This is a genomic window from Streptomyces sp. NPDC013317, from assembly GCF_055563155.1.
The window spans coordinates 57,929-82,287 of the sequence record NZ_JBVHDX010000017.1 but is presented as its reverse complement, the minus strand read 5'-3'; the positions used below and the strand labels follow the sequence as shown (position 1 = coordinate 82,287).

25 protein-coding genes are annotated in these 24,359 nt (G+C 71.9%); 14 read left to right on the top strand and 11 right to left on the bottom strand.

Annotated features, from left to right (window positions below; translation table 11 throughout):
- The 3 genes from ACZ3IJ_RS32045 to ACZ3IJ_RS32035 all read left to right on the top strand — a co-directional run.
- On the top strand, positions 1 to 3,360 hold a 3,360-nt coding region (locus ACZ3IJ_RS32045), incomplete at its 5' end, for a DNA polymerase III subunit alpha (protein WP_467473944.1).
- Positions 3,357 to 4,316 carry a DNA polymerase Y family protein gene (locus ACZ3IJ_RS32040; protein WP_467473942.1) on the top strand — a complete coding sequence of 320 codons (960 nt, stop codon included), beginning with the start codon at positions 3,357 to 3,359 and terminating at the stop codon, positions 4,314 to 4,316. The genes ACZ3IJ_RS32045 and ACZ3IJ_RS32040, both read left to right, overlap by 4 nt.
- Positions 4,317 to 4,617: 301 nt before the next feature.
- Positions 4,618 to 5,481 (top strand): esterase/lipase family protein, encoded by an 864-nt coding sequence (locus ACZ3IJ_RS32035; RefSeq protein WP_467473940.1) that lies wholly within the window; start codon positions 4,618 to 4,620, stop codon positions 5,479 to 5,481.
- On the opposite strand, the gene ACZ3IJ_RS32030 is transcribed toward ACZ3IJ_RS32035, so the two are convergent.
- Positions 5,478 to 6,479 carry a lytic polysaccharide monooxygenase auxiliary activity family 9 protein gene (locus ACZ3IJ_RS32030; protein WP_467473938.1) on the bottom strand — a complete coding sequence of 334 codons (1,002 nt, stop codon included), beginning with the start codon at positions 6,477 to 6,479 and terminating at the stop codon, positions 5,478 to 5,480. The genes ACZ3IJ_RS32035 and ACZ3IJ_RS32030 overlap by 4 nt on opposite strands.
- Positions 6,480 to 6,695: 216 nt before the next feature.
- Between ACZ3IJ_RS32030 and ACZ3IJ_RS32025 the strand changes: the two genes are divergently transcribed.
- Positions 6,696 to 7,709 (top strand): hypothetical protein, encoded by a 1,014-nt coding sequence (locus tag ACZ3IJ_RS32025; protein ID WP_467473935.1) that lies wholly within the window; start codon positions 6,696 to 6,698, stop codon positions 7,707 to 7,709.
- An 88-nt stretch (positions 7,710 to 7,797) separates the two neighbouring features.
- Here the strand turns inward: ACZ3IJ_RS32025 and ACZ3IJ_RS32020 are convergent, their stop codons facing one another.
- On the bottom strand, positions 7,798 to 8,115 hold the full coding sequence (locus ACZ3IJ_RS32020; RefSeq protein WP_467473933.1) for an ArsR/SmtB family transcription factor: 318 nt from the start codon (positions 8,113 to 8,115) through the stop codon (positions 7,798 to 7,800).
- Between the two features lie 101 nt (positions 8,116 to 8,216).
- On the opposite strand from ACZ3IJ_RS32020, the gene ACZ3IJ_RS32015 reads away from it, so the two are divergent.
- Positions 8,217 to 8,546, top strand: a complete 330-nt coding sequence (locus tag ACZ3IJ_RS32015; protein WP_467473931.1) for a putative quinol monooxygenase — start codon at positions 8,217 to 8,219, stop codon at positions 8,544 to 8,546.
- A gap of 25 nt (positions 8,547 to 8,571) precedes the next feature.
- Here ACZ3IJ_RS32015 and ACZ3IJ_RS32010 read toward each other — a convergent pair whose 3' ends face one another.
- Positions 8,572 to 9,441: an AraC family transcriptional regulator gene (locus ACZ3IJ_RS32010; RefSeq protein WP_467473929.1), complete on the bottom strand. Its 870-nt coding sequence runs from the start codon at positions 9,439 to 9,441 to the stop codon at positions 8,572 to 8,574.
- A gap of 148 nt (positions 9,442 to 9,589) precedes the next feature.
- On the opposite strand from ACZ3IJ_RS32010, the gene ACZ3IJ_RS32005 reads away from it, so the two are divergent.
- Entirely contained in the window at positions 9,590 to 10,000 is a 411-nt protein-coding gene (locus tag ACZ3IJ_RS32005) for a hypothetical protein (RefSeq protein WP_467473927.1), read from the top strand.
- 22 nt (positions 10,001 to 10,022) lie between these two features.
- Here the strand turns inward: ACZ3IJ_RS32005 and ACZ3IJ_RS32000 are convergent, their stop codons facing one another.
- Positions 10,023 to 10,694, bottom strand: a complete 672-nt coding sequence (locus ACZ3IJ_RS32000) for a response regulator (protein ID WP_467473924.1) — start codon at positions 10,692 to 10,694, stop codon at positions 10,023 to 10,025.
- 121 nt (positions 10,695 to 10,815) lie between these two features.
- On the opposite strand from ACZ3IJ_RS32000, the gene ACZ3IJ_RS31995 reads away from it, so the two are divergent.
- The 5 genes from ACZ3IJ_RS31995 to ACZ3IJ_RS31975 all read left to right on the top strand — a co-directional run bounded on the left by ACZ3IJ_RS31995 (position 10,816) and on the right by ACZ3IJ_RS31975 (position 14,755).
- Positions 10,816 to 11,799, top strand: a complete 984-nt coding sequence (locus ACZ3IJ_RS31995) for a Bug family tripartite tricarboxylate transporter substrate binding protein (protein WP_467473922.1) — start codon at positions 10,816 to 10,818, stop codon at positions 11,797 to 11,799.
- Positions 11,796 to 12,317 carry a tripartite tricarboxylate transporter TctB family protein gene (locus ACZ3IJ_RS31990; RefSeq protein ID WP_467473920.1) on the top strand — a complete coding sequence of 174 codons (522 nt, stop codon included), beginning with the start codon at positions 11,796 to 11,798 and terminating at the stop codon, positions 12,315 to 12,317. Before ACZ3IJ_RS31995 ends, ACZ3IJ_RS31990 begins: the two co-directional genes overlap by 4 nt.
- 2 nt (positions 12,318 to 12,319) lie before the next feature.
- A complete protein-coding gene (locus tag ACZ3IJ_RS31985) occupies positions 12,320 to 13,816 on the top strand; it encodes a tripartite tricarboxylate transporter permease (protein WP_467473918.1) in 1,497 nt (498 codons plus the stop codon).
- Positions 13,813 to 14,271 (top strand): GNAT family N-acetyltransferase, encoded by a 459-nt coding sequence (locus ACZ3IJ_RS31980; protein WP_467473916.1) that lies wholly within the window; start codon positions 13,813 to 13,815, stop codon positions 14,269 to 14,271. The genes ACZ3IJ_RS31985 and ACZ3IJ_RS31980 overlap by 4 nt, the downstream gene beginning before the upstream one ends.
- Before the next feature lie 73 nt (positions 14,272 to 14,344).
- On the top strand, positions 14,345 to 14,755 hold the full coding sequence (locus ACZ3IJ_RS31975) for a DUF6299 family protein (RefSeq protein ID WP_467473914.1): 411 nt from the start codon (positions 14,345 to 14,347) through the stop codon (positions 14,753 to 14,755).
- Here ACZ3IJ_RS31975 and ACZ3IJ_RS31970 read toward each other — a convergent pair.
- Together ACZ3IJ_RS31970 and ACZ3IJ_RS31965 are read right to left on the bottom strand one after the other, a co-directional pair.
- Positions 14,742 to 15,233, bottom strand: a complete 492-nt coding sequence (locus ACZ3IJ_RS31970) for a ribonuclease FAU-1 family protein (protein ID WP_467473910.1) — start codon at positions 15,231 to 15,233, stop codon at positions 14,742 to 14,744. The two genes, ACZ3IJ_RS31975 and ACZ3IJ_RS31970, sit on opposite strands and share 14 nt — an antisense overlap.
- Entirely contained in the window at positions 15,214 to 16,134 is a 921-nt protein-coding gene (locus tag ACZ3IJ_RS31965) for a GNAT family N-acetyltransferase (RefSeq protein WP_467473908.1), read from the bottom strand. Before ACZ3IJ_RS31965 ends, ACZ3IJ_RS31970 begins: the two co-directional genes overlap by 20 nt.
- A gap of 73 nt (positions 16,135 to 16,207) precedes the next feature.
- Here ACZ3IJ_RS31965 and ACZ3IJ_RS31960 point away from each other — a divergent pair, with 73 nt between their 5' ends.
- Positions 16,208 to 16,582 (top strand): GntR family transcriptional regulator, encoded by a 375-nt coding sequence (locus ACZ3IJ_RS31960; RefSeq protein WP_467473905.1) that lies wholly within the window; start codon positions 16,208 to 16,210, stop codon positions 16,580 to 16,582.
- 216 nt (positions 16,583 to 16,798) lie between these two features.
- Here ACZ3IJ_RS31960 and ACZ3IJ_RS31955 read toward each other — a convergent pair whose 3' ends face one another.
- The 4 genes from ACZ3IJ_RS31955 to ACZ3IJ_RS31940 form a co-directional block, all read right to left on the bottom strand.
- Entirely contained in the window at positions 16,799 to 17,983 is a 1,185-nt protein-coding gene (locus ACZ3IJ_RS31955) for a DUF5925 domain-containing protein (RefSeq protein WP_467473902.1), read from the bottom strand.
- Positions 17,984 to 18,065: 82 nt separating this feature from the next.
- Positions 18,066 to 18,839: a polysaccharide deacetylase family protein gene (locus ACZ3IJ_RS31950; protein ID WP_467474081.1), complete on the bottom strand. Its 774-nt coding sequence runs from the start codon at positions 18,837 to 18,839 to the stop codon at positions 18,066 to 18,068.
- A 20-nt stretch (positions 18,840 to 18,859) separates the two neighbouring features.
- Complete coding sequence (locus tag ACZ3IJ_RS31945) at positions 18,860 to 19,852, bottom strand: glycosyltransferase family 2 protein (protein ID WP_467474080.1); 993 nt, start codon at positions 19,850 to 19,852, stop codon at positions 18,860 to 18,862.
- Positions 19,853 to 19,917: 65 nt separating this feature from the next.
- A complete protein-coding gene (locus ACZ3IJ_RS31940) occupies positions 19,918 to 20,745 on the bottom strand; it encodes a glycosyltransferase family 2 protein (RefSeq protein WP_467473899.1) in 828 nt (275 codons plus the stop codon).
- 607 nt (positions 20,746 to 21,352) lie between these two features.
- Between ACZ3IJ_RS31940 and ACZ3IJ_RS31935 the strand changes: the two genes are divergently transcribed.
- Positions 21,353 to 22,159 carry an SGNH/GDSL hydrolase family protein gene (locus ACZ3IJ_RS31935; protein ID WP_467473896.1) on the top strand — a complete coding sequence of 269 codons (807 nt, stop codon included), beginning with the start codon at positions 21,353 to 21,355 and terminating at the stop codon, positions 22,157 to 22,159.
- Here ACZ3IJ_RS31935 and ACZ3IJ_RS31930 read toward each other — a convergent pair.
- A complete protein-coding gene (locus tag ACZ3IJ_RS31930; RefSeq protein WP_467473894.1) occupies positions 22,143 to 23,759 on the bottom strand; it encodes a serine/threonine-protein kinase in 1,617 nt (538 codons plus the stop codon). The two genes, ACZ3IJ_RS31935 and ACZ3IJ_RS31930, sit on opposite strands and share 17 nt — an antisense overlap.
- A 335-nt stretch (positions 23,760 to 24,094) precedes the next feature.
- Between ACZ3IJ_RS31930 and ACZ3IJ_RS31925 the strand changes: the two genes are divergently transcribed.
- Positions 24,095 to 24,358 (top strand): hypothetical protein, encoded by a 264-nt coding sequence (locus ACZ3IJ_RS31925; RefSeq protein WP_391799544.1) that lies wholly within the window; start codon positions 24,095 to 24,097, stop codon positions 24,356 to 24,358.
- The last annotated feature ends 1 nt before the right edge of the window (position 24,359 follow it).

The window sequence follows — 24,359 nt, the reverse complement described above, 5'->3', positions numbered from 1 at the left end:
GGCTCCCGAGGCGTGTCCGGGCCAGCGGTCGGTTCCGGTGCCGCGGCCGGCTCCCGTGGGGTGGCAGGGCGTTCCCGTGTCGCGTTCGGGCCTTCCGGTGTCGGTGATCCGGCCCGTGGGGGCGGTACCCGCGTGGGTGGTGGGTGGCCCGGGCGGGGGGAGGTTTCTGCGCGGCGCGTGCCCGTCCGGGGCGGGGCCTTCGTCGAGGAGTCCGCCTCGCGGGCTGTTTTCCTCGCCCGGTCCCGCGCCGGTTGGGCCGCGATCTGCCGCATGGTCAGTGCCGCGCACGCCCGCGAGACCGGTGGACCCCTGCTGGCCTGGGACGACAACCACGGCGACGGCCTCGTCGTCCTGCTCGGACCCGACTCCGACGTCGGGCAGGCGCTCGCCGCCGGGCGTCCCGACCGGGCCGCCCGGCTCCTCGTGCCCTGGCGCGAGCGGTACGGCGACGCCCTCCGTCTGGAGGCCGTCCACCACGGCCGGGCCGGCACCGGGCCCGGCTCGCTGCGGCTCGCCGCCCGTACCGTCGGCTTCGCCGCCGAGCACGGTGTCCGCCCCGTCCTCGGCAACGCCGTCCGCTACGCCGACCCCGGCCAGGGCCCCGTCGCCGACGTCCTCGACTCCGCCCGCCGCCTCGTCCCCGTCGACCCCCGCAAGGAGCTCGACAGTGGCGAAGCCTGGCTCAAGGGCGGCGACGACATGCTGGCCGCCGCCGAGCGGATCGTCGAGGCCGCGGGCTTCCGCCGGGACACCGCGTACCGGCTGCTCGACCGGACCCAGGCGGTCGCAGCCGACTGCCTGGTCGACCCCGAGGACGACCTCGGCATGGGCTCCGCCCACTTCCCCGAGCCGTCCCTGGTCGGCGCCGAACGCCGCACCGCCCAGCGCGTGCTGGCCTCCCGGGCCGCCGCGGGCATGGTGCTGCGCGGATACGAACGGCGCCGCGACTACTGGGACCGGATGCACCGCGAGCTCGACATCATCGCCCATCACCACTTCGCCACATACTTCCTGACGGTCGCTCAGGTGGTCGACGACGTGAAGAGGATGGGGATCCGGGTCGCCGCCCGCGGCTCCGGCGCCGGCTCCCTCGTCAACCACCTCCTCGGCATCGCCCACGCCGACCCCGTCGAGCACGGCCTGCTCATGGAACGCTTCCTCTCCAAGAACCGCACCGCGCTGCCCGACATCGACATCGACGTGGAGTCCGCCCGCCGCCTGGAGGTCTACCGCGCGATCATCGACCGCTTCGGCACCGAGCGGGTCGCCACCGTCTCCATGCCCGAGACCTACCGCGTCCGCCACGCCGTACGGGACGTCGGCGCCGCCCTGTCCATGGACCCGGCCGAGATCGACCGGATCGCCAAGGCGTTCCCGCACATCCGCGCCCGGGACGCCCGCGCCGCCCTCGACGAACTGCCCGAGCTGCGCGAACTGGCCCAGGAGAAGGAGAGGTTCGGAAAGCTCTGGGAGCTGGTCGAGGCCCTCGACGGCCTGCCCCGCGGGATCGCCATGCACCCGTGCGGGGTCCTGCTCTCGGACGCCTCGCTGCTCACCCGTACCCCCGTCGTGCCCACCAGCGGCGAGGGATTCCCCATGTCCCAGTTCGACAAGGAGGACGTGGAGGACCTCGGACTGCTCAAGCTCGACGTCCTCGGGGTGCGGATGCAGTCCGCCATGGCGCACGCCGTCGCCGAGGTGGAGCGGGCCACCGGCACCCGGCCGGACATCGACGCGATCCCGCCCGCCGACCCCGCGACGTACCGGCTCATCCAGTCCACCGAGACCCTCGGCTGCTTCCAGATCGAGTCGCCCGGCCAGCGCGATCTGGTCGGCCGGCTCCAGCCCAGCACCTTCCACGACCTCGTCGTCGACATCTCGCTCTTCCGGCCGGGACCGGTCGCCGCCGACATGGTCCGCCCGTTCATCGAGGCCCGCCACGGCCGGGCGCCCGTCCGCTACCCGCACCCGGATCTGGAGGACGCGCTGAAGGGGACGTACGGCGTCGTCGTCTTCCACGAGCAGATCATCGAGATCGTACGGATCATGACCGGCTGCGGGCGGGGCGAGGCGGACCAGGCGCGGCGCGGGCTCTCGCACCCCGAGTCGCAGGGCCGGATCAAGGTCTGGTTCGCACAGCGGGCGGAGGAGCGCGGGTACGGCCCCGAGGTCGTCGCCCGCACCTGGGAGATCGTGGAGGCCTTCGGCTCGTACGGCTTCTGCAAGGCGCACGCCGTCGCCTTCGCCGTACCCACGTACCAGTCGGCCTGGCTCAAGGCGCACCACCCGGCGGCCTTCTACGCCGGGCTGCTCACCCACGACCCGGGGATGTATCCGAAGCGGCTGCTGCTCGCGGACGCCCGGCGGCGCGGGGTCCCGGTGCTGCCGCTGGACGTGAACCGGTCCGGGGCCGCTCATCGAATCGAACTGGTGTCCGGTGATGTGCCGGAGCGGTGGGGGCTGCGGCTCGCCCTCGCGGACGTGCACGGCATCAGTGAGGCCGAGAGCGCGCGGATCGAGGCCGGACAGCCCTACGCCTCGCTGCTCGACTTCTGGGAGCGGGCCCGTCCCCGTAAACCGGTGGCCGAACGGCTCGCCCAGGTCGGCGCGTTGGACGCCTTCGGCGCCAACCGCCGCGATCTGCTGCTGCACGTGACCGAGCTCCACCGCACCCAGCGCGGAGCCGCCTCCTACGGCGGTCAACTCCCCCTCGCCCAGGGCCGGAAGACCGCACCCATCGGCCTGCCCGACCTCGACGAGTCGGAGCGGCTCAGTGCCGAACTCGGGGTCCTCGGCATGGATGCCTCGCGCCACCTCATGGCCGACCACCACGCCTTCCTGCGCGAACTCGGCGTGGTCTCCGCCAAGCGGCTGCGCGAGGCCCGGCACGGAGAGACGGTCCTGGTCGCGGGTGCCAAGGCGGCCACCCAGACCCCGCCGATCCGCTCCGGCAAGCGGGTCATCTTCTCCACGCTCGACGACGGCACCGGCCTGGTCGACCTCGCCTTCTTCGACGACTCCCACGAGGCCTGTGCCCACACGGTCTTCCACTCCTGGCTGCTGCTCGTCCGGGGCGTGGTGCAGCGGCGCGGCCCCCGCAGCCTCAGCGTGGTCGGTTCCGCGGCCTGGAACCTCGCCGAGCTGGTGGAGGTGCGTGCCTCCGGCGGTCTGGAGGCGGTGGCGGGACGGCTCGCCGAACAGCCCGAACAGCCCGAACGCACGGGCGGAACCGACGACGGACGCCGGATCACGATGGAGACCGGATACGAGATGAACCCCTGGGCGGACCTGAAACCGGCCGGCGAAGGGGTTCCCAGCGGAAGGAAGCTGTGGCACCAGAGTCCGGGGAGCGCGGGATGATCCTCTGTGTACGGTTCGGGCTCGACGCCCAGGGGGAGGCGATGCTTCCCCGGCTGGTCGGGCTGGTCGGCGAGTTCACCCCGGTCGTCGAGGCCTGCCCGCCCGACACCCTGCTCGCCGACGTCCGCGGCGCGTTGCGCTACTTCGGCTGGACCCCGACGGAACTCGCCTCGGTGGTGCGGGTCAGAGCGCTCGCCCTGTACGGCGTGGACTGCGTCATCGGGGTCGGGCCGAACCCGATGCTGGCCCGGATGGCTGCCCGCGAGGCGCGCCCCGGCGTCACCCGGGTCGTCGAGGATCCGGCCGTCTTCCTGCGGGACCGCCCGGTCGCCGCGCTCGACGGGGTCGGCCGCACCACCGCCCGTACCCTCTGCTCGTACGGACTCGACTCCGTCGGCCGGGTCGCGGACGCGCCGCTCGCCGTGCTCCAGCGGCTCGTCGGCGCGAAGGCCGGACGTGAACTCGCCGAGCGGGCCAGGGGGATCGACGTGTCCGTGGTCGTACCGAACGCGGCCTCCCGGTCACTCGCGGCCGAACGCACCTTCCCGTACGACGAGTTGGACCCGACCGCCCAGCGCAGGGCACTGCTCTCGCTCGCCGAGGAGCTGGGTGCCCGGATGCGCTCGGAGCGGCAGGTGTGCCGCTCCCTGACGGTGACCGTGCGGTACGCGGACCGGTCCACCACCACCCGTACGCGCACGCTGGCCGAACCGACCGCGCACTCGGCGGCGCTGGCCGCCCTCGTGTACACGATCCACGGCTCCTTCGGTCTCCAGCGGGCCCGGGTGCGGGGGATCGCGCTGCGCGCGGAGGGGCTCGCGTCCGCGGAGGGGGCCGCGCGGCAGCTGACCTTCGACCCGGCGGACGAGAAGGCGCGACGGCTGGAGGCGGTGGCGGACAGGGCGCGGGCGAAGTTCGGACCCCGGGCGATCGTGCCGGGCTCGCTCGCGGCCTGACGCCGGGACCGTACGCCGGGTCCGTACGCCCGGTCCGTGCGCCGGGACCGACGCCGGGTCCGTACGCCCGGTCCGTGCGCCGGGACCGACGACGGGTCCGTGCGCGCCCCGGACCGTCCTACCGACCTCCGCGTACTCCGTATTGACGAGAAGTCACTTTTTACCGACGCGTAACTTCCCAGCCGAGGCTACCCGTGCGTAGCTTGGCTGGAAGCAGAGCATCCCCACTTGTGGTCCGGGCCGCAGGGCTTACTGCCATCGTTCGTCACAGATTTCCCTTGAGCCGCAAGGAGATCGCACGATGCTGCCCTGGAAACACGCGCTCAGAGCCCTCTCGGTCCTGCTGCTGACCGCCGCCGCGACCCTCGCCCCCACCGCCGCCTCGGCCCAGGCCTCCACCACCTCCAGCAGGGGCTGGAACGACTTCTCCTGCAAGCCCTCGGCCGCCCACCCGCGCCCGGTCGTGCTGGTCCACGGCACGTTCGGGAACTCCATCGACAACTGGCTCGCCCTCGCGCCGTACCTCGTCAACCGAGGCTACTGCGTCTACTCGCTCGACTACGGCCAGCTGCCGAACGTCCCCTTCTTCCACGGCCTCGGCCCCATCGACAAGTCCGCCGAACAGCTCGACGCCTATGTCGACAAGGTCCTCGCGGCGACCGGCGCCGCCGAGGCCGACCTCGTCGGACACTCGCAGGGCGGGATGATGCCGCGGTACTACCTGAAGTTCCTCGGCGGGGCCGCGAAGGTCAACGCGCTCGTCGGGATCGCCCCCGACAACCACGGTACGACCCTCCTCGGCCTCACCAAGCTCCTGCCGTACTTCCCCGGTGTCGAGGACTTCGTCAACGAGAAGACCCCGGGCCTCGCCGACCAGATCGCCGGCTCCCCGTTCATCACCAAGCTGAACGCGGGCGGGGACACGGTCCCGGGCGTCACCTACACCGTCATCGCGACCAAGTACGACGAGGTCGTCACCCCGTACCGCTCGGGATTCCTCGACGGCCCGAACGTCACCAACGTCGTCATCCAGGACAAGTGCGCGCTCGACCTCTCGGAGCACGTGGCGATCGGGACGCTGGACCGGGTCACGTTCCACGAGGTCGAGAACGCCCTCGACCCGGCCCACGCGACCCCGACCACCTGCCTGTCCGTGGTCGGCTAGCGGCCGGCGCGGCGGCGCGTAGCGCCGAAGAGCACGGCCGCGCCGACCGCCAGGACGGCGGCGCCACCCATCGCCAGGTACGGCGTGGTGGCGTCGCCCCCGGTCTCGGCGAGGCGCTCGCCCGAGTCGGAACCCGCGGCGGCGGGCTGGTTGGGCGCGGCCGGCTCCGAGGCGGCCGGCTCGGCGGTCGCGGACTCCGTGGCCTCGGCCGGCGCGGAGCTCGCGGGCGCGGCGGCCGTCTCCTCCGCCCCGGTCTCTGCGTGGTCGTCGCCGTGGCCGCCGTGCTCGACGGAGGACTCGTCCTTCCCGGCCTCGAACTCCTCGTCGGTCGGCGCGGTCGCCGCCGGCGCGGTCGTACCGCCGGTGTCCTTCCCGAACACGACGTCCGAGCAGGTGTAGAACGCCTCGGGGGAGTCGGAGCGCTGCCAGATCGAGTAGATCAGGTGGCGGCCGGACTTGTTCGGGATCGTGCCGTCGAAGACGTAGTCTCCGCTCTCCATCCGCGGGTCGGTGACCGTCGCGAACGGCTTCGCCTCCAGGTCCGACCACTTCAGAGGCTTCGAGGGGTCGTAACCGTCCTTCGTCACGTACAGCTCGAAGGAACCCCGGTGCGGGGCGGTCCCCTTGTAGCGGAAGGTGTGCTTCCCGGAGGCGAGGGTGCTGGCCGGCCAGTCGGCACGGGCCAGGTCGAGACCGCGGTACTTGTCGTTGCCGGCGCTGCACAGCTTGCCGTCCGGGATCAGCTCGCGGTGCTTCCCGGCGGCGTTGGCGATGTTCACCGCGTTCCAGTCGTAGAACGCCTGTGCCCCGCTCGCCGCGACGGCCGCCTTGCAGGCGGCCGACTTCGGGCTCTCCGGCCCCTCCGCGTAACAGGCGGACACCCGGCTCACGGGATCCGTCATGGACCCGTGCGCGAAGACCGGGCCGACGGCGAGCCCCGACAGGGCGAGCGTGGCGGTGACGGTCACGGCCGAGGCGGCGGTACGGCGAGAGGTCATGGGGGGACAGCTCCTTCACGAGGGTGGGGCGTGGGGGGACGCTCAGAAAACTAGCCGCCGGAAACCCCGGAAAGGGCCGTGGAGAGCGGGAGGCGCCGATCCTTAGGACGCCTTTAAGGCGGGGGTAAGAGCGGGCTCAGGAAGGGGCTGGTGCCCGGTCTCGGGCCGCTGGTCGGAGCAGCCCTTCCGTCCGTGAGCGCCCGTCCGCGTCCTCTCGTGCCGCCTCTGAAGGAGCGGTCGTTGTCAGTGCGTCGGTCTACGGTGTCGCCAGGCAGAGTGGGGGACGTTGTGGGAGACGCGGTCGGGTTCGTGCCCAACGCGAGTGTGCATGCCGAGTTGGACTACGCCGTGCCCGAGTGCCCTGCCGGGTATCGGCGTCTGGTGGAGGAGTGGTTCGTCGATGCCGCCCGGACCTTGGGCGGGGATGTGCTGGACCCTTTCGCGAACGGCCTCGATCTCTCCGGCCGTGGAGCGGCGCTCCGGAAGACGGGCGCACGGTACGGCGAGCCCGGGGAGCTCTGGGGCATTCTGTGGACGGCGAAGATGGCGCGGGGCAATCGCACGCGTTCCGGCCGGGTCTGGTCGCCGAAGGAGTGGGGGGCGTTCCTCGACGGTCTCGAGAAGGAGCCACTGGAGGTGACGCTCAGACTGGCGCGGCTCGGTGCGGACGGCTATCCCGCGGGCCCGTGGCTGACGGTCACCGCCGAGCGGGACTTCGAGGCTCCCGAGTGGGTGCAGCTCATGGCCAACCGATCGGCGGATGAGTTCTTCGCCCCGGACCGCTCCGCCGAACTCCAGCGGCGTTGGACGGACTTCCTGCACCGCCGACTGGAATCCGCCGGGCAGACGTGTCTGTTCGGATGCGTCACGGACGACTTCGACATGACGACGCACCGCACGGCGCTCGAAGAGAACTTGGGGCTGTTCCAGGACGAGACGATCCCGGAACTCGACACGACCCTGCGCGGCTACGCGTGGACCACGGTGTGCTCTCCCGGTGTCGCGGAGCGTCTCGGCGGCGCGGAGGCGCTGCGCGCCTCAGGGGCGTTCGCCCGGGTCACGGTGCTTGCCGGCGGCGGACTGGTGCTGCAGGCGACCGAGGACATGAGGGCGTACACGCCCGACCGGATCGCCCGGGTCTTCCAGCGGCTCCGCCCGGTGTTGCCGCCCGGAAGACCGGTGGGTGGAATCTTCGACACGACTCCCCGGATCGTCTTCGAGGCACCCTGACCGGACGTCATGTCCGGTCAGGGCGAGGGGAAGCACACTCCGCCGTCCGGTGCAGAAGCGTACGGCGCGCCGCCGGTCGTCGGTTGTCTCACTCCTCCGGCTCGGCCGCCACGATGCCCAGCAGTCCGGGAAACCGCTGCTCGATGTCGGCCCGACGGAGGCTGGCCATCCGGCTGTTGCCCCGGTCGACCTGGCGGATCAACCCTGCCTCCCGCAGTGCGCGGAAGTGGTGGGTGACGGTCGCCTTGGAGACCGGCAGCCCGAACGAGCTGCACGTCCGCGCCGTGCCGTCGGGTTCGGCCGCCAGCTCACGTACGACGCGGCGGCGCAGCGGATCGGCCAGCGCGGAGAGTACCGGGCCGAGCTCGATCTCCTCGACGCTCGGGTGACCTTCACCGTCGGGCATTCGCGGCATCTCCCTTGAGGTATGAGTTGCATCGTACCTTCCGGATCGGTAGCGTCCGGCAGGTACGAGATCGATTGTACCTGTCAGGGAGAGAGCCCCTCATGACCCAGCCGTTCGCACTCGTCGGCACCGCTCGCCCGAAACCCGAACGCGTCGAGGAGTTGAAGCAGCTCCTGCTCTCGTTCGTCGAACCCACCCGGCAGGAGTCCGGCTGCCTGGAGTACCACTTCCACGAAGATCGCGACGATCCGGGTGTGTTCGTCTTCTACGAGGCGTGGCGCTCCCAGGCGGATCTCGACTCCCACCTCGCCCTCCCGCACATGCGGGCCTTCTGGGAGCGGCGCATGGACTACCTGGAGACCGACCTCGACATCCGCTTCCTCGACATGCGCAGCCCCTACCCGTGGACCGGCCGGGCCGGAGCACACTGAGGCGTTCACCCCCTTCCGGGGTGCGTCACGCCGGTTCGACGGGCAGCCACAGCTCGCAGGTCGCGGTCGTGAAGTCGTCCGAGCGCTCGAGGGTGGCGACGATCGAGGGGCCCGGGCGCAGCCGCCACGGGTTGGAGGGGAACCAGTCGGTCGCGGTCGCCGCCCATGTCGTCTGCAGGGCCTGCGGGTGCGGTCCGCTGGTACGGAAGACCGCCCACATCCCGTCCGGCACCTCGATCGTGTCGAGGCCGTCCGGGGTCCGGGTGTTCCGCTCCACCGCGACCCCGTGCAGGTACGTCAGTTCGCTGCCCTCCCTCGCGTCGGGGTCGAGCCCGTCGCTGATCTGAAGCAGGCCCGCGGGTTCGGTGTCGCCGAGGGCCTTCAGCCGCAGGTGTTCCTCCCGGGGCAGAGCGGCGATGTGATCCTGGATGTGCGGGTTGACTCCCTCGTGGATGAGCGGGACCCGGGTGGCGTGTCCGACGAGGCGGAACGCGGGTCGGTTGACGAGGCGGGTGTCCATGGGGACGCTCCCTTCGACGGTCAGGCGGAACCTGAGCTGCGGTTGTGTGCGCAAGGGGCCTCCGTCGCGGCGTACATCACCGGGTCCGGCGCCGTGGACCGCCCGGAACGCACGTCCGAACGCTTCACTCGAGCCGTATCCGTGCCGGACCGCGATGCTCAGCAGATCCCCCTCGCCGCGGACGACGTCGGCGGCGGCGACGGTCATGCGCCGCCGCCGCACGTACTCCGACAGCGGCATGCCGGCCAACGACGAGAACATCCGGCGCAGGTGGTACTCGGTCGTACCGAGTGCCCCCGCCAGCGCCCGCACGTCAGGCTCCTCCGCGAGGTGCTCCTCGACGAGGTCGACGAGCTGGTTGAGTGCCGAGATCACAAGGCCTCCTTTCGACTCCCACCCTGGCAAGGCCCACCCCGCCCGCGCCCGACAGATCCGGACCGATCCGATCATGCGGCCCGGCCGGCGCACGCGCCCCCCGCCGACCCGCGGCTCCCGAGGAGCAGCAGCACGCGATACTCGTCGCATGTGGTTCGAGGAGGCCCGGGAGGCGGAAGAGGACGGGGACTGGGAAAAGGCCGTCGCACTGGTCCGCGCCCGTGCCGAGTGCTACTCCGTCGACCACACCGCGCACGACGCCCATCTGTGGCACATGAGATTGCTCGTCCGCGCGGACCGTCTCGCCGAACTGACGGAACTGGCCTCCACGGACGTTCACGCGCGCCGGGCGCTCAACAGGGCGCTGCACGAGCGGGAGATGGACGGGGCGCTGCGCGACCGTGCCGAACTCGGCGACCGCGACGCCCTGTACCGCCTTGTCAGGATGCTGTGCGCGACAGGCCGGGGCGAGGAGGCCTGTCGGGTGGTCGACGTGCTCGCCCCGGAGGACGCGTACGCACTCCGGCTCGTGGCCGGCTCGCGGGGCCCGTCGAGGTGAAGCTCGTCGCACGTGACCGCGTTCAGCCGCCCAGGCGGCGGTAGCGGCGTTCCGGGCGGCCTGTGCCGCCGTAGCGGAGGGTGATCTCCGCGCGGCCCGTCTCCGCGAAGTACTCCAGGTACCGGCGCGCGCTGACCCGGGACAGGGAGCCCGCCTCCGCGCACTCGGTCGCCGACAGGCCCTCCGGGTGGGCCCGCAGGATGCCGTCCACGAGCTCCGCTGTGTGGGCGGCGAGGCCCTTCGGGAGTTCGCGCGAGCCCGGCGGGCGGGTGCCGAAGATCTGGTCCACGTCCTCCTGCCGCGCCTCGTCCAGCTCGTCCAGCCGGCTCCGCAGCGAGGCCACGTGCCGCAGCTGCTCCTGGAGCGCCGACTGGTTGAACGGCTTGATCAGATAGTGCAGCGCCCCCGCCCGCAGCGCCGAGCGGATCATGCCCGCGTCCCGCGCCGCCGTGATGAACAGGGCGTCGACCGCGAGACCCGCCCCGCGCAGCGCGCGCAGGACCGAGATTCCGTCCATGTCGGGCAGGTAGATGTCGAGCAGGACGAGGTCCGGGCGCAGCCGGTCGGCGAGGCGCAGCGCCTCACCGCCGCTGTGCGCGACCCCGACGACGGAGAAACCGTCCACGGCCGACACATAGCGGCTGTGCAGCTTCGCGACCATGAAGTCGTCGTCCACCACCAGCACCTTCGTCACGCCGACACGCTAGGTCGCGACCACAAGGACCACAACGTCCGTTGATTGCGGAAGAGAGACAGGTTCTTAACGCGCGGGCAACATGTGGGCCACTTCACAAACCTATCGAGAGGCGGCACACGTGCGTCTGCGCACCCCCCTCGCCCTGCTCGGGGCCGCGCTGCTGGTGTTGGTGGGGCCGCCCCTGCTCGCCACCGGCAGCGGCTCCGACACGGGCACCCGGATCCCGGGCCTGCGCTTCATGGTCCCCAACACGCCCGGCGGCGGATACGACATCACCGCCCGCACGGCGGCGAAGAACGCCGAGGACGCCGGTCTCACCTCCGGCATCGAGGTCTTCAACCTCCCCGGCGCCGGCGGCACCGTAGGCCTCACCCGGCTCGTCGGCGAGCACGGCAACGGCAGGCTCGCCATGTCCATGGGCCTCGGCGTCGTCGGCGCCGTCCACACCAACAGGACCCCGAAGACCCTCGCCGACACCACCCCGATCGCCCGGCTCACGATGGAGCAGGACATCGTCGTGGTGGGCAGGAACTCCCCGTACAGGACCATCCAGGACCTGCTCACCGCCTGGAGGAAGGACCCCGGCAAGCTGCCCGTGGGCGGTGGCTCCGCGCCCGGCGGGCCCGACCACCTCGCCCCGATGCTGATGGCCAGGGCCGCCGGCATCGCCCCGAAGAGCGTCAACTACATCCCGTTCGACGGCGGCGGCGAGCTCCTCGCCTCCATCCTCGGCGACAAGGTCGCCTTCGGCGTCTCGGGCGTCGGCGAGTACCTCGACCAGATCGAGTCCGGCGAGCTGCGGCTCCTCGCCGTCACCGGCGCGGAGCGGGTCCCCGGCCTGGACGCCCCCACCCTGCGCGAGGCCGGGCTCGACACCGAGTTCATCAACTGGCGCGGCATCGTCGCCCCGCCCGGCCTCTCCGACGCCGAGCGCGACAAGCTCGTCGGCCTGGCGACCGAGCTGCGCGACTCCCCGCAGTGGCGCGAGTCGCTGAGGAAGAACGGGTGGAACGACGCCTTCCTGCCCGGGGAGGAGTTCGGCACCTTCCTCACCGAGCAGAACGCGCAGGTCGCCTCGGTGCTGAAGGAGCTGGGACTGTGACGACGACGACCACGCGCGGACGAGCCTCCTCCGGGCTGCGCGAGCACTCCGAACTCGGCGTCAGCGCCCTCCTCTTCCTCATCGGCGTCCTGGTCCTCACCGACGCCCTGACCATGACCGTCGACATCGCCCAGCGCGGGCCCGTCGGCCCGAAGACCGTCCCCGTCGTCGTCGGCGCCGGTCTCCTCGTCGTCGCCGTCCTCCTCGCGATCGACGTCCTGCGCGGCGGGCGCGGCGAATCCGAGGGCGGCGAGGACGTCGACCTCTCCGAGCCCGCCGACTGGCGCACGGTCCTGCTCCTCGCCGGGGTCTTCCTCGCCTTCGCCGTCCTCATCGGCCCCGTCGGCTTCCCCGTCTCAGGAGCCCTGCTCTTCTGGGGCGCCGCCTACGCGCTCGGCAGCCGCCACCTCCGGCGTGACCCGCTGATCGCCGCCGGGCTCTCCCTCCTCACCTACGTCGTCTTCGACAACCTGCTCGGAGTTCCGCTGCCCGGCGGCCCGCTGATGGGAGTGCTCTGACCATGGACTCACTGAACTCCCTGATCGACGGATTCGGCACCGCCCTCACCCCGATGAACCTGCTGTGGGCCGCCATCGGCGTGCTCCTCGGCACCGCCATCGGCGTCCTGCCCGGCATCGGCCCCGCCATGGCCGTCGCCCTGCTGCTCCCGGTGACGTACGGACTGGAACCGACCGGCGCCTTCATCATGTTCGCCGGCATCTACTACGGAGCCATGTTCGGCGGCTCCACCACCTCGATCCTGCTCAACACCCCCGGCGAGAGCGCGGCCGTCGTCGCCGCCATGGAGGGCAACCCGATGGCGAAGGCCGGACGCGGCGCGCAGGCGCTCGCGGCGGCGGCCATAGGCCACTTCACCGGCGGCATGATCGGCACGCTCCTGCTCGTGGCCCTCGCCCCGACCGTCGCCGCGCTCGCCGTCGACATCGGAGCGCCCGACTACTTCGCCATCATGGTCCTCGCGTTCATCGCCGTGACCTCCGTCCTCGGCTCCTCCCGGATCCGCGGCCTCGCCTCGCTCCTCATCGGCCTCACCCTCGGCCTGGTCGGTCTCGACCAGATGACGGGGCAGCAGCGCCTCACCTTCGGATCGCTCCAACTGGCCGACGGCATCGACGTCGTGATCGTCGCGGTCGGCCTCTTCGCCATCGGCGAGGCGCTCTGGGTCGCCGCGCATCTGCGCCGTACGGCGGGGGAGGCCATCCCGGTCGGCCGGCCGTGGCTCGGCAGGGACGACGTGCGGCGCACCTGGAAGTCCTGGCTGCGCGGCCCGGTCATCGGCTTCCCGTTCGGCGCGATCCCGGCCGGCGGCGCCGAGATCCCGACCTTCCTCTCGTACGTCACCGAGAAGCGGTTCTCGAAGCACAAGGACCAGTTCGGCAGGGGTGCCATCGAGGGTGTGGCGGGACCCGAGTCCGCCGCCTCCGCCTCGGCGGCCGGGACGCTCGTCTCGATGCTGACGCTGGGTCTGCCCACGACCGCCGTGGCCGCCGTCATGCTCGCCGCTTTCCAGCAGTACGGCATCCAGCCGGGACCGCTGCTCTTCGAGCGCGAACCCGACCTGGTATGGGGCCTGATCGCCTCGCTCTTCGTCGGCATGGTCCTGCTGCTCGCGCTCAACCTGCCCCTCGCGCCCGTCTGGGCCAAGCTGCTCCGCATCCCGCGCCCCTACCTCTACGCCGGCATCCTCTTCTTCGCCGCCGTCGGTGCGTACGCGGTCGGCGGTGAGGCGCTCGATCTCGTCATCCTGCTGATCGTCGGCCTGATCGGTTTCGGCATGCGGCGCTACGGACTTCCCGTCCTGCCCGCCGTCATCGGCGTCATCCTCGGCCCGGCCGCCGAACAGCAGCTCCGCCGTGCCCTCCAGATCAGCGACGGCTCGCTCACCGGCCTGGTGAACACGCCCTTCTCGGTGACGGTGTACGCCGTCATCGCCGTCCTCCTGGCCTGGCCGCTGCTGAGGAAGGTGATCGTCCGCCGTCGTAACGTGTCGGCATGACAGAGATCCGCCCTGCGACGAGCGCCGACGTCCCCCGGGTGAAGGCCGTGACCGACACGGCCTATCACCACTACATCGAGCGGATCGGCCTCGTGCCGGGCCCGATGGAGGCGGATCACGCGGCGGACGTCGCCGCCGGGCGGGTGTTCGTGGCGGGCGACCCGGTGGTCGGCCTCGTGGTCCTCAGGGCCGAGGCCGACCACCTGTATCTCGACAACATCGCCGTCCACCCGGACGCCCAGGGCACCGGCCTCGGCCGACGGCTGCTGGCGTTCGTGGAGGACCGCGCCCGCGCACTCGGGCTTCCCGAGGTCCGGCTCCTCACGAACGCGATGATGTGGGAGAACCAGAAGCTGTACGAGCGGTACGGCTACGAGGTCGTCGAGCGGCGACTGGACGGACCGTACGACCGTATTCATTACCGCAAGCGTCTCAACTCGCCCCCGATAGGGTGAGTTTCGGCCACTTCGGGGCTTGATCCGATATCCCTGGCGGGCGATACACCCCCCACCCCGAAGGGATCTCCCCATGCGCATCCGTCTCGCCCTCTCGCTGGGCTCGCTGCTGGTCGCCGCCGCGGCCGGTGCCGCCCACGCGGCCGCCGACGACCTCTCCGTCGACGCGTACGGCACCGTGGCCGCCGACGGAACGGTCACCGTCTCCGGCACGTACCGCTGCCTCGACGACACCGCGGGACCGGTCTTCGTCAGCAGCACGCTCGTCCAGGCGGACCGTTCCGCCGGAATCGGCGGCACCCGCGCCGTCTGCGACGGCCAGGTGCGCGACTGGTCCAACACGGCCGTCGTCAAGGAGCCCGGCTACCGGACCGGCGCGGCCCGCGTGAAGGCGACCCTGATGCAGCTCACGCCCTCGGGACCGCTGGGCGTGCCCCTGCCCGGTTTCCTCGCCGCGCAGGAGTCGGACGTCATCCTCGGCTGACGCCGAGCAGCCGGACGAGCCCCTCACGGCCGAGCAGTTCGAGCTCGTCGAGGGCGTCCACGGCGCGGGCCGCCGCCTCCGGGTCGGAGGCGGCGAGGCCGCTCGCCCGGAACTCGTCCTCGTCGAGCCGCAGCACCTCGCCGCCGTCCGCCGACACCCACAGATCCAGGTCCAGGTCCTCGACCACGACCTCCGCCCCCACGACCTCGGCGGGCCGGGTGACGTCGCAGTACCAGCCCTTGAGCGTCCCCTCCGAGGAGCGGACCTCCTTGACCGCGTACCAGCGGTCGCGCCAGTAGTGCTCCACGAACACGTCACCCGGCTCGAACCGTACGAAGCCGAAGTCCCGTACCCCCTCGGCCGCCCACGGGGCGCGGACCGCCAGCCGGGTGCCGTCGTCCGAGAGGACCTCGGCGGGGTAGCGGATCTTCGTGCGGCCCGCCTTCACGAGCACGACCTCAACCGAGCGTGCGGGCATGACGTACCTCCGTCGCGCAGATCTCGTACCCGAACCACGTGTTGATCGCCAGCATCGGCCGGTTGCCCGCGTCGTTCCCGGTGAACGCCTCCGTACAGCCGGCGGCCCGGGCCCGGTGCAGGGAGTGGTTCTTGGCGAGCTTGGCGAGGCCGCGCCCGCGGAAGGCCGGGTCGGTGCCGGTCATCCCGGAGTGGTACCGACCCCGGCCGTCGGTCTGCGCGGCGCTGAACGCGGCGGGGCGGCCGTCGACGACCGCGACGGTGGTCAGCTCGGCGTCGAACAGCGGATGGTTCCAGGTGGTCGCCAGCCAGTGCTCGTAGTCCGTCAGCTCGGCGCCGACGTCACCCGGCTCGTCGGCCGTGGTCAACGCGTCGAGGGCGAACAGCGGAAGGGGATCGGCGGCGAACGAGGCGGCACTGCGCAGCTCGACACCGTCCGGCGGCTCGGCGAGCGGCGGCAGCTCGGCGGAGCCGAGGTCGAGGCGGAGGAAGTGCGCGGAACGGCGAGCGGCGTAGCCACGCCGCTCGGCGAAGCCGCGGAACTCCGGTCCGTCGAGCACCCAGCTGAAGAGCGAGGTCGCCCCGCACCGCGCGAGGTGCTCCTCGGCGGCGCGCACGAGCAGCGTGCCGGCGCCGAGCCCCCGCTTCTCCGGGTGGACGTAGATGTTGACCGAGCCGACGCCGGGCTCCGGCGCGTCGTGGACGAGGCCGAGCTGGGCGGTGCCGACGACCTCGCCGCCGATCTCGGCGACCAGCGGCCGGCTGTGCGCCTCGGGATGGGCGTGGGCCCAGTCGAAGGCCACCTGGGCGGCGTTCGTCAGCATGAAGGGGAGAGCTGCCCGCCGGACGCGCGCGAAGTGCTCGGCGTCCTCCGGTCGTACGTCACGGACGATCACAGTCATGGTGCCGCACGGTACGGGCCGATGTGGCGCGGCCGCCTCCCATTTTCCCCCGGGGCGGGGGGAGAATCGGGCCGTGACATTGCGAATCACCGTGGACACGGACTCGTCGACCGCCCCGTACGAACAACTGCGCGCCCAGATCGCGGAGCGCGCCCGCTCCGGCGCGGTGCCGGTCGGCTACAAGCTGCCGACGGTACGCGGCCTGGCGGAGGAGCTGGGCCTCGCGGCGAACACGGTCGCCAAGGCGTACAAGTCGCTGGAGGCGGACGGCGTCATCGAGACCCGGGGCAGGCACGGCACGTTCGTCGCGGCGGCGGGCGACGCGGCCGCCCGACTGGCGGCGGGCGCGGCGGCGACGTACGCGGGAGAGGCGAAGCGCCTCGGCCTCACCCACGAAGCCGCGTCGGCGGCGGTGGCGGACGCGCTGAGGGCGGCGTACGGAGACTGAGCCGTCCCCGGCGGGGCGTGCGGAGACTGAGCCGTCCCCGGCGGGGCGTGCGGAGACTGAGCCGTCCCCGGCGGGGCGTGCGGAGACTGAGCCGTTCCGGACGGGGGCGTCCGGCGGCGATCGGGGCCGCAGCTGTCCCGCACGGCGGAGGGCGTAGGCACGGCGTGGCGGGCCCTTGCACGGCCGCCGGAGCTCCAGGGCCCGCAAGGGCCCGTCCTACAGGTACAGCCCCGCGTCCGGGATGCGGGGCTCCGGGAGGCCGGGGGCCGAGGTGCCGCGCCGCAGGGCGTACAGCTCCGCCAGGGTCGCGCCCTCGCGGCCCACGCCCTCCTCGCCGCCCAGCCACCCCACCGCCTCGCTCCGGGTCAGCCCGCCGACCTCGATCCGCGCCAGGCAGCGGCCGGGACGGACCACCGCCGGGTGGAGCCGCTCCAGGTCCTCGTTGGTCGTGACGCCGACGAGGACGTTCCGGCCCTGGCCGAGCAGCCCGTCCGTCAGGTTCAGCAGCCGGGACAGCGCCTGCCCCGCCGTGTGCTTCGCCTCGCCGCGGATCAGCTCGTCGCAGTCCTCCAGGAGGAGAAGTCGCCACCGCCCCTTCGCCGTGCCCTCGTCCTCTCCGATCGCGATGTCCATCAGATAGCCGACGTCGTTGAAGAGCCGCTCCGGGTCCAGGACGCAGTCCACCTGGCACCAGTCCCGCCAGGAGCGGGCGAGGGTGCGCAGCGCCGAGGTCTTCCCGGTGCCCGGCGGCCCGTGGAGCAGCAGCAGCCGGCCCGCGATGTCGTCCGGGGTGACCTTCATCAGCCGGTCCATCGCGTCGGCGACGGGAGCCGTGTAGTTCGGCCGGATCTCCTCCCAGGTCCCGGCGCTGATCTGCCGGGTCGTGCGGTGCGGGCCGCGCCGCGGCGACACGTACCAGAAGCCCATCGTCACGTTCTCGGGCTGCGGTTCGGGCTCGTCCTTCGCCCCGTCCGTCGCCTCCCCGAGAATCCTCTCCGCCAGCTCCGGCGCGGTCGCGGTGACGGTGACGTCCGCGCCGCGGTTCCAGCGGGAGATGAGCAGCGTCCAGCCCTCCCCCTCGGCGAGCACGGCGGCGCGGTCGTCGTCCTTGGCCGCGCGCACCACCGTCGCCCCGGCGGGAAGGAGCGTCGCGGCGGGCTTCACCCGGTCCAGGGACGTGCTGTGCGAGTGCGGCTGCTCGCCCGTGGCGAAGCGGCCGAGGAAGAGCGCGTCGATGACGTCGGACGGCGAGTCGCTGTCGTCGACGTTGAGTCGGATGGGCAGCGCCCGATGCGGCTCGGACGGCGCGGAACCGATGGGCGGCACGGACCCGGGCGGCACGGAACCGTCGGGCGGTACGGACCCGGACGGCGCGGAACCCTCGGCTGGCGTGGCAGACATGGCGACCATGATCCGGCAACCGGGCATTCCGCGCACGGTGTTTTGAACGGGACGATCCGGGGCCGGCCACGGCCCCGGATCCTCAGAGCCCGTACCGCCCCGCCGAGCGGAGCGCGGCACGGGTACGGCGCACCAGCGCGTAGCCCTTGGTCAGCGCCCGGTCGGCGGCGAAGGTACGGGTGATCGCCCGGCCCTCCACGAGGCGTTCGAACTCCTCGATCCCGGTGGACCGCCGGACGGTCAGCCGCTCCAGCGCGTACGGCCCCTGCCGGCGCCGTGCCGCCGCGTTGCCGACCGCGAGCGCCTGGGCGTACCCGGCCGCGCGGACGGTGCGCCGTACACGACGGTCGGAGTAGCCGTACGGGTAGGCGAACGACATCGGCGCGCGGCCGAGTTCCTCCCGGACGAGCTCCCTGCAGCGCAGGGTCTCGTACCAGAGACGCCGCTCGTCGACCTGGTCGAGCTGCGGATGGGTGTGGGTGTGGCCGCCGATCTCCGTACCAGCGGCGGCCAGTTCGCGCACCTGGTCCCAGTCGAGCATGGTGTCCAGGGCCCCGCCCTCGTCGTGCCGGCCCCGGAGCCAGCCCGTGGAGACGAAGAGCGTCGACGCGAAGCCGTGCTTGGTGAGCACCGGCAGCGCGTGCCGGTGCACCCCCTCGTAACCGTCGTCGAAGGTGATGAGGACGGGGCGCGCGGGCAGGCTCCGGTCCGTGCGCCAGCCGTCGGCCAGCTCGGCCGTGGTGAGTGCGGTGAACCCGCGGTCGGCGAGGACCGTCATCTGTGCGGCGAACGCCTCGGGGGAGACGGACAGCCGACGGGTCGCCGGAGCGGGCTCGTGGTCCACCGCGTGGTACATCAGGATCGGTACGGGTTCGTTCACGCGGCCACCTCCGAGGCTTGGCGGCGGTCCGGGATCGGCCCCGACGCGAACGTGGCCCCGTCCCCGCGCGCCCGCAGCGCCCCCCGTACGTAGCCGACGGCCGCCGTCGTCACGCCCGTCACGATGGCGCCCGCCCGGCCCGCGCCGCCCGGGCGGCCGAGCAGCGCGTCGCGCAGCCCGCGGACGACGCCGGCCGGCAGGACCCGGGTGGTGTACCGCCGTTCCGCCTCTAGTCCCCTGCTCGCGCCCACGCTCCGGGACACGAGCGCCTTGGAGAGCCCCTCGGCGTACGTCCGGGTACGGAAGTAGCCGAAGCGCTCGCGCGCGGACGGGACCTTGTGGTGGATGACGGACCGGTCGTCGATCAGCAGGACGGCGTCGGGGAGGGCCCGCGAGAGCCGGATGCACAGTTCGGTCTCCTCGCAGCCGAGCGGCCGGCGGTCGCCGTCCCGCCCGATGCCCGTGGCGAAGCCGCCCGTCGCGTCGAAGGCCGTACGCCGGAACGAGGCGTTGCCGCCCAGCACGTTGCGCACCCTGGCCCGCCCCGGAGGCAGGCCGCGATACGTGCAGCCGACGACCCAGTCGAACTCCTCGGGGAACCACTCGGGCCGCCGGCCCGACGCCCAGGCCGGCACGGTCCGCCCGCCGACCGCCATGACCCGTGGGTCGTCGTACGCCTCGGCGAAGTACCGCAGCCAGTCCCGTTCGGCCACGGCGTCGTCGTCGAGGAAGGCCACGAACTCGCCCAGGGCGGCGGCGATTCCGGTGTTGCGTCCGGAGGAGAGGCCGCGGGGGCCCGCGTTGGCGAGCACCCGCACCTTCTCCGTCCCGTCCGCCCCGTCCGTGAACCGCGCGGACAGCCGGGCCCGCAGCCGCTCGTTGTGATCGACCACGAGCAGGATCTCCCGGGCCGGATGCGACTGGTCCCGCACGGATGCGACCGCCGCGAGGATGTCCTCCCAGCGGTCCTCCGTGTAGACGCAGATCACGACGGAGAACCCACGGTCACCCGCGAGGTCCTCTCTCGCGAGGTCTTCACCAGCGACGTGGTCGCTCAAGACGTCTCTCCCCGGGGGACGTTGACCGAGAACGTGTTCGGTCGGCGGCGGGCCGCGCGTCTGACGCCCTTCTCCTTGAGGATGACCTTGAGGACCCGGATGCCGTCGCGTACGGCGTGGAGATTGCTGACGCCGTGGATGCGCAGGTACTCGTGGCTGGGGACCTCCTGGACCTTGAGGCCGGCCTTGACGACCCGGATGTTGATCAGGGTCTCGATCTCGAAGCCGGTGCAGTCGAGGGCGACCTTGTCGAGGCAGTGGCGCCAGAAGGCGTTGTAGCCGTAGCAGAGGTCGGTGTAGCGGGCGCCGAACTTGCGGTTGACCAGGGCGCAGAGGGCCCAGTTGCCCAGCCGGCGGACGGGCGTCATGTCGTCCGTGCCGCCGCCGTTGGCGAAGCGGGAGCCCTTGGCGAAGTCGGCGCCGCCGACCAGCGCGGAGACGTAGGAGACGATCTCCTGTCCGTCGGCGGAGCCGTCCGCGTCGACCATGACGATGATGTCGCCGGTGCAGGCGGCGAACCCGCTGATGAGCGCGTCGCCCTTGCCCTTGCCGACCTGCTTGACGACCTTGACGTCGGGCCGGAGTTCACGCGCCACACGGACGGTGTCGTCGGTGGAGTTTCCGTCGACGAGAACCACTTCGTGGATCCAGTCGGGCAGCGATTTGAAGACGTACGGAAGGTTCTCCGCTTCGTTCATCGCGGGGATGACGACACTCACCGGCGGGGTGATCGCCAAATGCGAGGTGATCGCCTTGTATTGGGCTGCTATTCGGCTCTGATCCACCGCTTCGTGGTCGACGGCCGGGCGCAGGAATGAACTCATGAGTGGTGTTTCCCTCTCGTCCGGTGGACCGCCCGCCCCCGGGCTGTCCGGTGGTCTGTCCGGTTACGAAAGGGGGGTACTCACCCCGTCCGTACAGCGGACAACCGCTGTACGGCATGGGTGAGTCGGCATCTCAGAACGCGCGGCAACGCGACCCGGCGCACGTATTGCGTACTCCGGGCACTCCCCCCTACCGCGCCCCGCTCCGGACCCTCGCGACGCTGAAGCCCTCCCCTGAGCCGTTGTGCGCGCCGGTCCGATGCGGGTGAGATGTACGACGGTATTGATGAATAGGACTGTATGGCAAGCCCTGGATCTGCGACTCCCATTTCTGCTAATTGATGCCCGTGGGCGGTCGGATACGGAACCGTCCCGATCGGTTTTTCGCAATCCGCTTGTCTGGTGGTGTTATTGGGGCCGAATGAAGCTCGTGCGCATTGTTGTGCGAATTCAATTCGATGCAAGATCCATCAGATGGCTTGATCTCGACGGTCCCTGACGGGGCGTCGGCGGCTACTCGCCAAATCTTCTTGGCATGAACACTTCCAGCGGGCCCGGCGCGCTGCTACTACCTAGTAGCGCAGAGATCCTGCTACAGGGAGGTTCCATGAAAAGGTCCCGATTCGTGGCATTCTCGTCCTCGCTCCTGCTCGGTGCCGTCCTCGCCCTCACCGGGGCGGGTACCGCGCAGGCAGCCGAAACCGCAGCTCTCGACTACGTGGCGCTCGGTGACTCCTACTCATCCGGCGTCGGCGCCGGGAGCTACGACAGCGCCAGCGGAGACTGCAAGCGCTCCACCAAGGCCTTCCCCGTCCTCTGGAAGAACGCGAACTCACCCTCGTCCTTCGCGTTCACCGCTTGCTCGGGCGCCCGAACGGGTGATGTCACGAGCGGACAGCTCGGACCCCTCTCCACCGCCACCGACCTGGTATCCATCACGATCGGAGGAAACGACGCCGGCTTCGCCGACGTCATGACCACCTGTGTCCTCCAGTCGGAAGCCTCCTGCATCAACCGCGTGAATCAAGCCAAGGCCTACGTCGACAGCACCCTCCCGGGGAAGCTCGACGCCGTGTATTCGGCCATCAGATCCAAGGCTCCGAACGCCCGGGTCGTCGTCCTCGGCTATCCGCGCTTCTACAAGATCGGCGGCAGCTGCGTCGCCGGTCTGAGCGAGAACGAGCGCCGCGCCATCAACGAAGGGTCCGACATCCTCAACGCGGCCACCGCCAAGCGCGCGGCCGACCACGGCTACACCTTCGCGAGCGTCGTCCCCGCCTTCACCGGACACGAGATCTGCTCCGGCTCGGCCTGGCTGCACAGCGTCAACTGGCTCAACATCGGGGAGTCGTACCACCCCACCGCCTCCGGTCAGTCCGGCGGCTACCTGCCCAGCTTCAGGGCTGTGGCCTAGGGCTGTCCCCCGGGTAGGTGACCCCGCCCGTCGGGGTCGCCTGCTCGCAGGTCACCGAGAACGCCACCCAGTCCGAGCTCTTCTCGGCCGGGGAGCGCACCTCCATCCGGATCCGGTCCCGGCGGGTGTCGTCCTCCCGGTGCGTCAGCTCCGTGTGCTCGACGCTCCGCTCCTCCGGTCCGCCGGCCGGGAACTCCAGCCGCCGCCACCCCTCCTCCGCCGAACTCTCGCCGCTCTCCGTGACCCAGCGGTACTCCACCGACGCGGGCGTGCGGCTCACCGTGAGCGTCGCGGCGAAGGCGGGCGCCCGCTCCGCCGGCGGCGGGCAGGGGCCGCTATAGCTGTCGCGGACGGCCCGCACATGGACCAGGACCGTCGGCGCCGGCGGCGCGGTGGTCGGCGTGGCCGTCGTGCGGGTCGGGGCGGGTGTGGTGCCGGGGGGACCGGTCGAGGGAGTCTTCGTCGGCGGTGGACTCGTCGCCGGGGAGCTGCTCGTCGGCCCTCCGCCGGGCCCCGGGTCGCGGCCCCCCTCGTTCCGCAGCAGCGCGTACGTGAGCCCGCCCACCGCCAGCAGCAGAAGGACGATCCCCGCCGTGAGGACGGCGACGGCCCGTCCGGAGCGGTCCGGGGTTCCCGGGTCCGAGGCGGGCGGCGGAACGGACAGGGGTAGCGGCGGGGTGCGGTCGCCGGTCGCGCCCCGACGGTCCTGCCCGTACGGCTCCGAGGCCGCCGCCCGCGCGGAGTCCGGCCCGCCCGACGCGAGCCCCGCGCCCGACGCCGCGGGCCCCGCGCTGCCGCCCGCTCCCACGATCCGCAACTGCCTCTCCGTGGCGGCGGCTTGCAGGCGCTCGCGCGGATCCTTGCGCAACAGGCCTTCGATCACCGGCGCGAGCTCCCCGGCCCGGCGCGGCGGTGGCAGCTCCTCGTCCACCACGGCGCGCAGCGTGCTCAGCGGGGTGTCCTGACGGAACGGCGAGTGGCCCTCCACGGCCGCGTAGAGCAGCACGCCGAGCGACCAGAGGTCCGAGGCGGGGCCGGGGGTCCGCCCCAACGCCCGCTCGGGCGCCAGGAATTCCGGGGATCCGATGAGCTCTCCCGTCATCGTGAGGGGAGACGTCCCCTGCACCGAAGCGATGCCGAAGTCGGTCAGCACCACCCGGCCGTCGTTGCCCAGCAGGACGTTGCCCGGCTTCACGTCCCGGTGCAGCACCCCCGCCTCGTGCGCCGCCCCCAGGGCCGCCAGCACCTCGGCTCCGACGAGCGCGGCGCGCCGCGGGGTCATGGGGCCCTCCGCGTCGAGGACGTCGGAGAGGGTGAGCCCGGGGATCAGCTCCATCACGATCCAGGGGCGGCCGTCCTCGGTGGCCACGTCGTAGACCGTCACCACGTTGCGGTGCGAGATCCGGGCGGCCGCCCAGGCCTCCCGCTCCAGCCGGGCGTACAGCCGGCGCTCGTCGTCCCCGGTGAGGCCCGCCGGGGCGCGGACCTCCTTCACCGCCACGTCACGGCCGAGGACCTCGTCCCTGGCGCGCCAGACGGTGCCCATGCCGCCCTGCCCCAGCACGTCCAGCAGCCGGTACCGCCCCGCGATCACGGTCATGGCGTGTCCCCATCCTTCTACGGTCCCGGTGGAGCATTCCTGCCCCTCGGCCGTGTACTTCGAACACCACGGGGAAAGTGTGGGGTGATCTTGGTGGCGGAGATCACACACCGTCAGATCACCTCGGCGAGGGCCGTGCGGGCAGGATGGTTCGTGGCGGTTCGGCAGGTGTTCGAGCGCTGTCCAACTCGCCCTGGAATCAGATGGATTCGGACAGTAATCGTCAACACCCGTACGAGTGCGGTGAATCCTGCCGTCGGGATACACGGGTGTCACAGCGGGGCGATAGGGTTAACCTGCCCGGGCCGGGTGCCCTCGTCAGGGTGGGGAGTGACATGGAACAGATAGCAATGCGCAGCAGGCCGCGAGTGCCTGCCATCACGTGCGGGAGCAGCGCGACCAGTTCGCGGCTCGACCGCCATCTCGCGGTGCTCGGCGGCCCCGTCGTGCCCCAGCGCGAGGCGGCCGAGGCGACGCTGCTGATGCGAGAGCTGACGTCCCGTGACGTCGCGCACAGCCACCGCAGCAAGAGCGCGCGCGTCTCGCTCTTCGCCCCCCTGCGGCGCCTGCGTCGCAGCCTCTTCGGCAGCCGCGGCTAGA